The sequence below is a fragment of the Bacteroides sp. RCH18 genome (assembly GCF_058231005.1).
This window is the reverse complement of the sequence record NZ_JBIPTC010000002.1, coordinates 350,924-363,834: the sequence shown is the minus strand read 5'-3', so window position 1 is coordinate 363,834 and position 12,911 is coordinate 350,924. Positions and strand designations below refer to the sequence as shown.

Annotated in this window: 8 protein-coding genes; 2 read left to right on the top strand and 6 right to left on the bottom strand. The window is 37.6% G+C overall.

From position 1 onward, the window contains the following. The first annotated feature begins 201 nt into the window (after positions 1 to 201). Positions 202 to 471, top strand: a complete 270-nt coding sequence (locus tag ACHLI0_RS16635) for a hypothetical protein (RefSeq protein WP_008762730.1) — start codon at positions 202 to 204, stop codon at positions 469 to 471. A gap of 614 nt (positions 472 to 1,085) precedes the next feature. Further along, a complete protein-coding gene (locus ACHLI0_RS16630; protein ID WP_011108977.1) occupies positions 1,086 to 1,979 on the top strand; it encodes a hypothetical protein in 894 nt (297 codons plus the stop codon). A gap of 91 nt (positions 1,980 to 2,070) precedes the next feature. Here ACHLI0_RS16630 and ACHLI0_RS16625 read toward each other — a convergent pair whose 3' ends face one another. The 6 genes from ACHLI0_RS16625 to ACHLI0_RS16600 form a co-directional block, all read right to left on the bottom strand. Next, positions 2,071 to 3,648: a glycoside hydrolase family 76 protein gene (locus ACHLI0_RS16625; RefSeq protein ID WP_011108976.1), complete on the bottom strand. Its 1,578-nt coding sequence runs from the start codon at positions 3,646 to 3,648 to the stop codon at positions 2,071 to 2,073. Positions 3,649 to 3,667: 19 nt separating this feature from the next. Beyond that, a complete protein-coding gene (locus ACHLI0_RS16620; protein WP_070750591.1) occupies positions 3,668 to 5,305 on the bottom strand; it encodes a LamG-like jellyroll fold domain-containing protein in 1,638 nt (545 codons plus the stop codon). A gap of 70 nt (positions 5,306 to 5,375) precedes the next feature. Beyond that, positions 5,376 to 6,350: a BT_3044 domain-containing protein gene (locus ACHLI0_RS16615; RefSeq protein WP_011108974.1), complete on the bottom strand. Its 975-nt coding sequence runs from the start codon at positions 6,348 to 6,350 to the stop codon at positions 5,376 to 5,378. Positions 6,351 to 6,368: 18 nt separating this feature from the next. Then, entirely contained in the window at positions 6,369 to 8,348 is a 1,980-nt protein-coding gene (locus ACHLI0_RS16610; RefSeq protein ID WP_011108973.1) for a RagB/SusD family nutrient uptake outer membrane protein, read from the bottom strand. Between the two features lie 19 nt (positions 8,349 to 8,367). Then, complete coding sequence (locus ACHLI0_RS16605) at positions 8,368 to 11,469, bottom strand: SusC/RagA family TonB-linked outer membrane protein (RefSeq protein WP_011108972.1); 3,102 nt, start codon at positions 11,467 to 11,469, stop codon at positions 8,368 to 8,370. A 22-nt stretch (positions 11,470 to 11,491) separates the two neighbouring features. Beyond that, positions 11,492 to 12,850, bottom strand: coding sequence for an IPT/TIG domain-containing protein (locus tag ACHLI0_RS16600; protein WP_011108971.1), 1,359 nt, complete (start codon positions 12,848 to 12,850; stop codon positions 11,492 to 11,494). Positions 12,851 to 12,911 lie beyond the last annotated feature (61 nt).

The following is a 12,911-nucleotide window of genomic DNA, read 5'->3' as shown; positions in this document are numbered from 1 at the left end:
CATATTCCCCATAGGTTTCCACACTATAGATAATGTACATAATCTACATATTCCACTTATAATCAACGAATTGTTAACACACATCAGTCTTTGGCACGCACTTTGATCTTTAATTAGCCGTTAGATAAAGCAACAACCGATTCCTTAACACATAAGAGAGAATTGAAAATATATGTTTAATAATCATTAAAGCAAACGATTATGAAAAAATTAGTATTAGTAGTAGCAATGTTTATGTTTGTTTGTGGTGGTTCATTCCTTGTAAAGGCTCAGAACTCTGCAGAAGCTGCGACAGCCCTGGCAGAAGTTAATGCAACAGCTATCGTTAATGATACAGTAGTAAAAGATACTGTAACCAAGAGCGAGGAACCTGTTAAGACAGAACTGAGTGCACCGACCGCTATTGTCAACGATACAGTCGTTACTGACACTGCATCCAAAGACAAACCGGCTGAGCCTGTCAAGGAATAACCTTTCCAAAAACTCACGGAACATAGTCTGCCGAACAATAGTAAGCACACTACAAAAAAAGCCATCCCTACTTCGTCTATTCCGGGGATGGCTTTTTTATGGTTTCCAATTAAGGTTAATAAATAATCAACGGAGCAATCGGAGATCATGCAGTTATTAGCCGTAGTTATTCTTTCTTCATATATTTATTCGGAATTGAGAAGCCTATAGGTCTACATGGTTTTGATCGCCTCATCTTATCCACCAACTGCGAAAAGGCGATATAATCTATCAAATTCTTTACAATTATCCTCTGATAAGTCATTTATAACCTCAAAAGGTACTAAAATTGCACCTTAGAGAATCTCATACGTCCTTTGTTATTTCAAACATAAAGACCCGGGGAAGCGTTTGGGGGTATTCTTAACCGACCGGTTTATTACCGACCGGTTGAAATACTTCGCCTTTGTACCATACATTTTTACCAAACCATAGTCCAACATGAGCTTATTTCTACCAATTAATTAAAAATTAAAAGCATTCATGCCATCAAACATTGAATTTTAGCATAAGTTCTAGTATTAATATACTACCTTTGAGAATAATCAATATATTAACCTTAAAAAGTTAAAGCCATGAAAACTTTAAATTACAAATTATTATTACTATTACTATTTATTAGTTCTGTAATTTATTCTTGTTCAAATGAGGATTCATTAATTCCATCCCCACCTCCACCCATTGAAAATAATGTAATTACTCGTTCTAACGGAGTTGTTTTAGACATGCCATATATTTCGCGCCCTGATTTAGATAACACTAGTCATAAAGATACAACTGATATGTGGATATTATATATTAGAACTGACAGATATAATGAAAACGGAGAATATGATTATGGACATAAAGGACAATATATACAACTTCAATATTGTAAAGTGAATTCTTTCTATGATGGAGATTGGAAAGATGCTGTAATTCAAATGGAGAATCCAATATATTTGAAGAAAAGTTATTATCCATTTGGAGAAATATATTTTAGAGCAAGAACTATGGATAAAGAGGAGTTAGCTAAAATTCCTGGATCCAGACAATATGAATATTCATACGAACTATCTCCATGGTCATATTCACTATATGCATTTAACAATATCTATAATAGCGATGGGATTTCGTTAACAAAAAACAATATAATAGTAGAACTCAATTTCATTTTTAACGCATCCTACACAGGTTACTTATGGGAGAAAGATTTATCCAATTTTGCAGCTTCTATAAAATATGGAGATAAAAATTTAACTTATACAGTAAAGGATAAATACTATAAAAAATCAGGCTATAGAGAAACATATACTATTTCAATGGATAAAGCCTATATTAATTATCATGGGTGTAGTATATCAGTTACCAACCGTACTCCAGGAGGGTATTATATATCCTTTGACCCTATGTTATTCACTATACCCACTTGTACCCCAAATGAAATAACTCCACCATTTTCATTTGATATAAATGTTAATCTACGGTAAATAAGCACACTACAAAAAAGCCATCCCTACTTTGTCTATTCCGGGGATGGCTTTTTTATGTTCATATGTTCCCTGAACGGGAATCGTTCAACTATCGGTTTTCACGTTCCAATACTGCCAACCGGGCATACAATTCAACCAATGCTCCCTGATGGAGTATTTCCCAACCGGTCTTGGTAGTTCCCCCTCTCAGATCATCGTCATTCAGCAAGTTATTACCCTGATGACAGCTACTGCTCCACGCATGAATCATTGACTTTTCGATATCATCGATATATTTACGGTCATTGTCTATAGAATAAAGTTCAAAGAATCCACGGCACATGATCGTATTGAACCAAGCGTGTCCCGGAGCAAGGATATTGAAAGTAAGATTCAGCTCTTTGGAACGATAGGGCATAAACCATTTCTTATGACAGCTTTCAGCAATCGCATACGCTTCATCCAGATATTTCTGTTCGCCGGTAATCTTATATAAGAGACAGGCCGCCTGCAATGGTTGTCCGGAGTTGTAGGAATACTTGTTCTTTTCAAGATCACCCGGCAGATTGGGATCATCCTTATTCGGGCGTACATTGTCATAGAATAAATGATCGGACTTGTCTTGCAATACATCCAGCATATAGTCGTAACATTTGATCGCCCAGTCGAGATATTCCTGTTCCTGAGTTGCCAGATACATCTTACAGCCCATCACAGCAGTAGGTCCGGTAGAGCAAGAGTGCTTGCTGGTAGTGTGTTCGTTCAACTCCCTCCAGTGTACACCTCCTCCGCAAGTCTCATCCCAACCGTGATCGATCAGGTAGCGCCATACCACCTTTGCCTGTGTCAGATAACGCATCTCTTTCGTTTCCGTATACCAGTCGACCATATCGAGCCCGATCCATACGTTATCATCGTAAAAACGTTCGTTACCGGCAGCCGGGTAGCAGGAATAAGCCAGGATTCCACGATCCAGCTGACAGAAATACTGTATTCCTTTGAACATCATATCATCCATTGCACCGTAAAGATTCTCCACTTCGCTCTCTTTGGTTGCATCACGCATAGCAACAAATGCCGAAAGCCCACCGCCTTGTCCCCAGACCAACGCATCACCATCCCAATAACCTTTTCCATCATAAGGATAATTACTACGCCAGCAGCTTCTGGAACTCTTGCCGAAATAATATCCAATGACAGAAGTCATGTAAGAATGTGCACGGTCCAGCATTTCCGGCAGTTTCAGTTCCGGCTCGTCCACCTTTTCATGATAAGGCATCACCACACGGCTTTCGGGTACCGATCGCTTGCCGGCTTTGCTGATAGCTACGGCAGAAACTTCGTAAGTAGCAAAATAAGGAACCTTCAACATATATTCCTGTGTGACATCACGCTCTACTTGTATTATGATATGTCCCGGCGAGAAGTCGGTAGCACGAGACAAACTCGCTTCCACGTCCCTGTAAGAGAGTTCTACCATATCCACGTCGCGATTACTGGGATTGGTCCATTTCACCAGAAGTTCATTCTCGTTATTGGTAGCTTCTACCGCAAATGAACCTACCGGAGAAATATTGCCACTGATGGGGTCATTCAATTCAGACTTTGACTTATCATCATCACTGCAAGACGGAAAGATAAACAGAGTCAAAAAGTTCAATATCAACAGCTTGAATATTGCTTTCATTTTTCTTCGAATTTAAAAGTTATTTAAAAGGTACTTCAATGGGAGCTTCCCCAAATCTGCTCATAGGAAATTCTGTGGCATTCCAGCTATCATACTTCGAAATATGCATCAGCAACTCATGATCCGAATTGGTACCATCCTCAATATAAGATGTCGGAGCTCCAGCCGAGAAATCCCAGCGCCCTAATAACCCTTCGGGATTTTGTTCATGAAGCTCCCATGCATTAGCCTTAAGTTGTTCCTCTGTACGACAAACCGTCCAGATACGTGCTTCGAGTATAGCACCATCAAGAAAGCGTCTGTTGTCACTAGCTCTTCCGATTGATACTCTACCCCCGTCATTACCTGCACAAAGATCAATCTCAGAATAGTCCATATCGGTTTTGCGGCTATCGTCCCACTTTACTTGTTTACCATTAACATAAAGCTTGTATTTTTCATTGTAATCATCCTTACCTTTCGAACAATCTACAACTAAAGCAATATGAGACCATTTTCCGAGTTCAAAGGCTCCATGTCCAGTTCTCAGTTTTAGTTTATCATCTATACCTACCAACTCCATCTGTCTACCCTTATTATTTTCCCAATCACCACCGCGAAGAATAAAATAGCCTTCCTTACCCATAAAGGTCTGTAGCCAATTAGTTCCATCGATACGAGCAACTAGCTCCCAAGTCATTTTTTTAAGTTTAAAGCCGTTAGTTTCAACTTTCACAGCCTCTAGTCCCTCACCAGTCATCTCTGCAAAGTGAGTCCAAACTGCATACTCTTTTCCTAAATTCATATACCAACGCTTCTCAGGAGCGATCTTTACATGAATAGTCTGTGAAACTTGTCCTTTTGCATCAGTCAAAGTAAATGAAGTCTCTCCGGCCTTTCTTCCGGTCACCGTTACCACATTACCATAAACTTCCAAACGAATGATCTTTGCATCACCAGCATCAAGAACCTTATATTCTCCATTACCTGTAAGAATCTTCACTTGTTGTGATCCTTGATTAGAATTTATCAGAACGCCCTTTTCGTCAGCATCAGTCGTAATTTGCTTAGGAGCAATTACATTCAGATTCACAAAAGCTTCTTTTCCTTTTTGGTCAGTAATCTTAATCTCAGCATTACCTTGAGCAATGCCTTTCACCATAAATGATTCTGTGTCTTCAAGCGTAGATTGATCAACTTCAATACAATTTTTATCATCAATCACTTCAAGAGAATAACCTCCATTTCCTGTATAGATCTTGATGAGAGCTTCATCAGATCCTTCCACTTGAGAATAAAGCGTAAACAAAGTTTTATTCAACTTCAATTCAAATTCTGCCGCCGTATTAACTAGAATTTTAGTGCGTTGGAAATACTTATCGCTAACATAAACAACTCCTTGAGCATTATTATGCCCCTCAACAGCGGTTAGTTTCACCACATTTCCATCTATTTCTGCGACAACTACTTCTTCATTAGCCGAAGTCGCAACATATTCCCCATTACCTGACGTAATGTTTACAGTACGGGTATCTCCTTGCGCAATATTAATCTCATTTACATCAACCTGTAACTCTACAAGATTCCCAGGTCGCTCATTGTTTTTTTTATCATCATCATCACTACATGCAGAAATACTAAATAATGATACGATAACTATATACTTCACAATTTTCATATATACAAAATTTAGGGTTTAAACAAACAGTTAGAATAGCCACTGATATTTTCATTCCAGCAACCATGGCTTAATCTTCTACATCCACATCCGGATATTGATATTTCCATACGTTTTTAGTCATCGTAAAACTTCCTTGAAAATTCATTAGCACAGGCTCATTATTATAAGATGAGTCTTGATATTCATAAGAAAAATCAACAGTTGTAATTTCTATATAATATCTGTCATCACCATAATTCAATGTATATTTACGACTTATTTGAGATGAATAAGATTTAAACTTCAAACTTTCCACTGGAGAAGTTAACACAAAAGTACCTGTTTCGTCATCTTTGGTAATTTCGACAACATAATCTAGATAATTCGTTGTTTTTTCACGAGTCTTGTCGCCAACAAACATATAACATGTATTCTGATTGATAGCATAGATATTGGTGCTGGTTATATCCGTTGTAAAGCTTGTCCCTATTTGCTTTATGACACCTTTTCCTGTGTACTGACCAGAAAAATCATTTTTAAAAGCAATATGTGCCAATACTTTCGTGTACTTACTTCTCCCTATCGGCTCTCCTACTGAAGAATTTATTCTGAGAGGCAATACATAATCATTGTATAAACTACCAACTTCTTTTATTTTATCCAATGAAATCTTTATATATGCTGACGTGTTTAATTCACCACTTGGAATAGTCCATGAGCTTGCATCAAAAGTATAAGATTCCTCTGGTAATAGTTTTAAATAAAGTTCTTTCTGATTTTTATATTTCTCCCAATTATATCTTTCAAGTGTATCAGGATCTACATCTAAAGTCAAAGTTATATCCTTATCATTCAAAGATGTGCCGTTTATACCAAAGTAAACCGGTAATATAGCGGTATTGTCATCATCTACTTCGAGTTGATAATCTTTCCAGCCATTTTCTATTAAATATGTTCTTTTTTCAAACAATTCATCAGCCAATTGATCATTGCAAGAAGATACTCCCAAAACGACAACGAGTAAAAGGCTGTTTATTATATTTTTAATCATTACTTTTTTCATAACATGATACTGTTTTAATTACCAACCCGGGTTTTGTGTCAAATTTACATTGCGCTTTAATTCGTATGTCGGGAATGGGAATAAATACATACGCTGTTCAAAGACTTTATGTACTGAAGAGACTGGAGTTTCCTTGTAAAAGTCTGCAATATAAGTATCATCATCACTAATATTAATATTACAACCCTGCAATAATTGATTTTCTTCTGTCAAAGCATCCTTCCATCGGCGGAGATCAAAATAACGCATACTGTTTTCTCCTAACAATTCCACTTGCCGTTCTCTTTTCAGTTTTACACGAAAATCTGCTTGATTTTTATAAGTCTCATTCGTATAATCGGGAACTCCGGCACGCATACGAATACGCTTGATAGCATAACGCATCTCATCCTCATCACGCTTTATTTCTACATCTTCATTAGAGTAGGTCTTTAAATGATAAACTTCCCCCTCCGATAATTCATTTAATGCCTCCGCATAAATCAGCAATATTTCAGCATAACGAATAGTCATTTCGGTTTTTTCTATAACATAACCACCATCTGTTCTGGAGTCTTCCGAATTATAAAACTTCTTCAAAGTCATCCCTGTAAGAGGACATTCTTCTTTAAAACCTTGTTTACCATCTTCAGTTCCACGATAATAAAAGATCTGTTGATTACGATATCGAGGTTCCGAAGCACTGGCTGCTTCCCATACCGAACCATTATATGCGATAGATGCATAAAAACGAGGTTCACGTTTATTGTACATAAGACTAACTTTAGCCGGTAGAAATGGATTATTTTCCGAATATGCTTCAGTTGTAAAACCTGTCGTCACATAATCACCCGTGTTTGCAGCTTCCGAAATCGTGCGTCCATCATTCATTGCGTATGCATTAACTTGCTTTTGTGTGACACATAAACGGTTATTTCCACTTATTGTTCTGGGTAAAGCTTGATACATCCAATCATTAATAGTCCCCGTTCCATCACTGGTTCTTGTAAAAATCAATTCCGGATTCTTGGAACCTTGAACTGAACCATCAAAATTTGACTTATACGAAAGTAACGGATCAATATTCGCCCAACCATCAGGATAATCTTTTGTAGAATATTCGGGATGCACCGGCGGACGATACATATCCAATGTCCCAATTTTAGGAGCTATGGTGTAAAGCTCGTACAAACCTGAGGTTTTAGCCAGTTCTATTACATCTTTGGCAGCAGCTGCTGCTTTTGCCCATTTAGATTCATCATACGTTTGAGAAATCAACTGGTTTCCTTTATTATCTACTACGTTGAAGAAATCGAGATTTCCATTATATAAAGGACTTGCAGCATAAAGTAATACACGTGCACGAAGTCCTAAAGCCGCACCTCGTGTAGGACGCCCCAAATTGTTGACAGTTCTTCTCATGGGTAACAAGCGGGCTGTCTCGGCAAGTTCCGTATCAATAAAACTAACTATCTCATCAAAATGAGTACGTGGCAAAGACAATTCTTCATACGAAAGGTCAGCATCTAGTCCCTCAAGCGGAATAAGAGGTACTGGTCCAAAAACACGTATCAAAGCCCAATAACAATAAGCACGTAAAAAGCGGGCTTGTCCTTTCATATCAGCTATTTCATCCATAGTTAGTTCCGGACAACGGTCTACATTATCCAAGAAAGTAGATGCCTTACGGATACCTTCATAATATTTCCATAAACGAGACTCACCAGCATTTTCATCACCCTTTGGTTTATCAGCACTATAACTTCCTTCCACATATTCTTTCATATCAGGATGGTAAAGATCATCACTTGCCCAGCGAAACGGTTCCTTGTATTCACCTAGCTTATTCATTACACTATAAGCACTGGATAACCATCCGTCAACATAAATACGTTTGGAAAAGGCTGAATCCAATGATACCTGATCGTAGAAATATTTATCCACATTAATATAATCGGTACATGCCGAAAAAGATAACGCACTTATGGATAACAATATATAATATACTAGTTTTTTCATGATCTGTTTTTTCAAAAGATTAAAAGCTTATTTGAAGATAACATGAGAATGTTTTATTTATCGGATAGTTAGATCCGTCCTCTCTAGTCCCTTCCGGATCCCACATTTTAAAAGGAGCCCATGTCAACAAATTTTGTCCAACAAAGCCTAGACGTAAGTTACTTACAAAAAATTTACGCGTCCAAGTTTGTGGAAAATCATAGCTGACTTCAACATTCCGTAATCGCAAATATTTTCTTTCATACAACCAAAATGTTGATTTTCTATTATTATTATCATTATTGCCATATGTCAAAAGCGGCCAATCCGCATTTGGATTTTCAGTAGCAGTCGTGCCTGATATTTCTTTGGGTATCCAACGATTACCATCGACCATTGCCTGTAAAATATTACCATAACGTTCACTACGGAAAGCATGAGGCCCATTACCGCCAATAAAGAAATCACATTTACCTGTTCCTTGGAAAAGTACACTCAAATTCCAATTTCTCCAATTAGCACTTAAACCGACACCATACTGTAATCCCGGAACTTCCCGATATCCTAAAGGCACAATATCATCATCATTAATAACTCCATCACCATTTACATCTTTGTATTTAATATCACCGGGAAGGATAGGTCTGTTACTTGTCTGTTTCGGACTACGGTCTATTTCATCTTGATCTTTAAATAATCCTAAAGCAATCAATCCACGCGATTGATTTAACTGAAAGCCTTTATCCATTTTATACCATAACTCATTGGCTGCTTCATCCTTATCTATGATATCAGTAGTCTGATAAGTAAAGTTGGCACGAAGTTGGAGATTCACCTGACCAATAGATTGAGTAAATCCTATATTTCCTTCCCATCCATAAGACTTCATCTTTCCGACATTGGCCATTGGAGTCTGATCAGCAAGCCCGGTAGTCAATGGCATATGTTTACGCTGCATAAAGATGTCATCACGTTTATCCAAAAACCAATCTAAAGCACCACTAATTTTCCCATTAAAAAAAGAAAAGTCAACACCTACATCATATTTCTTAGCTATCTCCCAAGTCAAATTAGGAGTCCCCAAAGTTCTAATACGGTAGGCTTGCACTCTATTTGTTCCAAATTCCCCAAATGAATATGATCCTCCATCATCAGTATCTATAAGAGACACATAAGGGAATCGACGACCATCCAATACATCATTACCTACCTCACCATAAGAAGCTCTGATCTTAAATTGATCTATCCATGGCAATGCTTTTTTCATAAAAGCCTCTTCAGAAATTACATAACCGGCAGAAACAGCAGGAAAGAAACCAAATTGTTTTCCATGTTCAAAATTCTCTGAACCAGTACATCCCCAGTTAAATTCAGCAAGGTATTTATCTTTATAAGCATAAGTAAAACGACCGGAATAAGCCAAATTACGACGAGGAATAGAACCAATCAAATCACTGGAGTCGAAATTAACATCCGTCTTTTCCTCTTGGTATACCATGCCAAAAACACCGACACGATGTGCATGAGCAAATAAACGGTTATAATCTAATGACGCCTGAAAATAGTATCGTTTATCACCCCTAACTTCCTTATTTTGATTCATCGGACTTCTATTGACCACTCTTTTCAAAATCAATTTACCATTTTCATCTCTATATTTTTGGGCTTCCCATACTTCCTCTTTTTTCTCCCGTTTTATTATATTCTCATTATAAGTATCAAAAGCAAATACTCCTTCAAACTTCAAACCGGGCGTAATAAACTTAAGATCCTGCTCTAACTTTACACTAGTTTCCACCTTACTCTCCCATTTCGTATGATATCCTCTTTGTGTCATATGATATTCAGGAGTATCTTGCCCATCCACTCTCGGCCATTGTCCTGTAGACCATTTACGAGGAGTAGACAAAGGAGTAAATTTGGCAAAATCCTCCCATATGTCACCAGTACTTCTAGTAGGCGTAGTCCTATTCACCAACCATCCACCTACACTAACTTTCAGTACTGTTGTCTTAGTTATGTTCATGTCTACGTTAGCACGATAATTATATCGTTCATAAGTCGTATTGGTATTGTACTTATTTTCAGAGCTAAACGTTTTGTAACGTCCTTGTTCACTGGTATATTGTCCAGAGACATAATAACGTACATTATCACTACCACCTGAAAAACTAATATTAGCATAATAGCGAGGTGCACCACTCTTCAACATTAAATCCCTCCAATCAATATTAGGATATAAATCAGTATCTAAACCTGATCTAATTATCTCCAATTCTTCAGGAGTATAAATCGGGGAATCATAGCGTCCTAACCGAGCCTCATTGGCTAAACGCGCCCAATCATAACCACTTGCATACTCTGGCACTTTTACAGGAGTATTCCAGTCAAATCCTGCTTTTACATTAATTTTCACCTTACCTTTTTCCCCACGCTTGGTGGTAATTAAGATAACTCCATTTGCACCGCGCTGACCATATATTGCAGTTGCTGATGCATCTTTCAGTACTGAGAACGATTCAATGTCTTGCGGCAAAATCTCATCAAAATTTCGTTCTACTCCGTCGATAAGAACTAAGGCTCCTGATTTTGCACCAAAGGTACTAATACCTCGAATCCAGAATTCAGATGTATTTTCACCCGGTTCACCACTACGCTGCATGGCTATAATACCGGGAACCACACCAGCCAATGAATTAGAAAGACTACTACTTCCTACAGCATTCAACTGTTTTACATCAACATTGGTTATTGCCCCAGTCAGAGTTTTCTTTTGTTGAAGTCCACTGGCTGTAATTACCACTTCATCAATTTTGCCAACATCTTCCAATAACTTTATAGTTACATTATTGGGATCATTCATTTTCAGAACAGGCAGCTCATATGGCTGATAACCAACAAAAGTCACTACCAATACATCATAAGGTCCCACTTTCAAAGAAAACTTACCTTCAGTATTTGTGATTACTCCCACACCTGCCTGGTTTTTAGCAACGACTGACGCACCAATTATCGGCCCTAAATCATCTTCCACTACACCTTTGACTATAATTTCCTTTTTTGTTTCTTGTCCCCATATATTGCTTGGAACAAGTAATATCAACATCAAAAGTAATATGAAATATTTCTGTGTATTTTTCATGAATATATCTTTTTATACATTATTATTCCACTGTTACACGACGAATAAGATGGTTATCTCTATCGGCTACATATAGTGAATTATCTAAATAAACTGTCACACATTCAGGCTTATTAAATCTAGCCTTCTCTGGAAGACCATCCGTAAATCCTGCTTGACCAGGTAATCCAGCATACAAAGACACCTCACCTGTTGGAGTAATTTTACGAATAGTATGTCGTCCATATTCAGGGACAAACATATTCCCATCCTGATCAAAAGCAGGTTGTCTCGGATTATCGAAACGAGCAGTCACCCCACTACCATTGACATAACCGGATTCATCCCAGCCACCTGCGAATAGTTCAGGCTCACCAAAAGTATGAGTCAATGCATTATAAGGAACTTTATAGATACAATGTCTGTTACAAACTACCACGAATAAAGCCGTACCTTCGGGATTAAAAACCATACGAGTATCTATTTTATCTGCTCTGTTTATTTGGAATAATGGTTCATAATCCTCATAATCGGGACCATTAAAGCGATAAATATATCCACCAGATTTATTACAAAAGAAAATTTCACCAGTCTGTGGATGCACAGCTAAACCTTGCGTTTCTGCTTTTTCAAACTTACATAGCCCTTTCACATCCATAAAACCACCTTCACGTGTTACATATAGTATGTTAAAACTAGTTTTTATATCACTTCCGTAGGACATATTAGAAATATAAAGAGTGTCCTGCTTGGGATTAAACGCAAGACAGGTAGGACTTTGGAATGGACCACTCGAATTTTGCACCAAAGTTTCCACCCAGCCTTCCTGAGCACGGCGCAAAGCACCATTTTTATTTTGTCCACGCCCCTCATCAATAAAAAACAAGGCACCATCTTTATCCGCCAAAGCAAACCAAGGACGTTGTAGTTTACATTCAGCATATGGTCCGTCATCACGCCCACTTTGCCCTTGTCTACCCATCAAAGTTGTTACATTACGTTTAAACTGATAAATAAATTTTGTTTGGGAAGCATATTCTTCGACATTATCATCTTTGCCCACAAATAAACGAACATAACCAGTATCAGCACGCGCAGGAACAATAGCGTAAATTACATCATCCGCTACTCCTACAATAGCAGCACGCTTATTATTAACAGTCACTTTCAGATAGGCAGTATCCGTACCAAAATTCTGTCCACGAATAATTAATTGAGTCTTTACGCCACCACTATCAGGAGAGAAACTCTCAAAAACAGTTGGTGCATTCAAATTGGGAGGAAAAGTCTGACTTTGGCGTATCGGAGCCAAGTCATTATTGCATCCTCCAAAAACGGACGTTCCAATTAATAAAGATAGTCCGATTTCAAGCTTTCGCTTCATAAATAAATTAGATTTCATAAGATATTAAATTTAATTCAAATAAAATAAAAAGTAAAAAGGGATCATTACATACTTAAAA

Excerpts from the sequence above, each read along its gene's own strand:
- ACHLI0_RS16635 (WP_008762730.1), top strand. The coding sequence starts at position 202 with ATGAAAAAATTAGTATTAGTAGTAGCAATGTTTATGTTTGTTTGTGGT.
- ACHLI0_RS16630 (WP_011108977.1), top strand. The coding sequence starts at position 1,086 with ATGAAAACTTTAAATTACAAATTATTATTACTATTACTATTTATTAGT.
- ACHLI0_RS16625 (WP_011108976.1), bottom strand. The coding sequence starts at position 3,648 with ATGAAAGCAATATTCAAGCTGTTGATATTGAACTTTTTGACTCTGTTT.
- ACHLI0_RS16620 (WP_070750591.1), bottom strand. The coding sequence starts at position 5,305 with ATGAAAATTGTGAAGTATATAGTTATCGTATCATTATTTAGTATTTCT.
- ACHLI0_RS16615 (WP_011108974.1), bottom strand. The coding sequence starts at position 6,350 with ATGAAAAAAGTAATGATTAAAAATATAATAAACAGCCTTTTACTCGTT.
- ACHLI0_RS16610 (WP_011108973.1), bottom strand. The coding sequence starts at position 8,348 with ATGAAAAAACTAGTATATTATATATTGTTATCCATAAGTGCGTTATCT.
- ACHLI0_RS16605 (WP_011108972.1), bottom strand. The coding sequence starts at position 11,469 with ATGAAAAATACACAGAAATATTTCATATTACTTTTGATGTTGATATTA.
- ACHLI0_RS16600 (WP_011108971.1), bottom strand. The coding sequence starts at position 12,850 with ATGAAATCTAATTTATTTATGAAGCGAAAGCTTGAAATCGGACTATCT.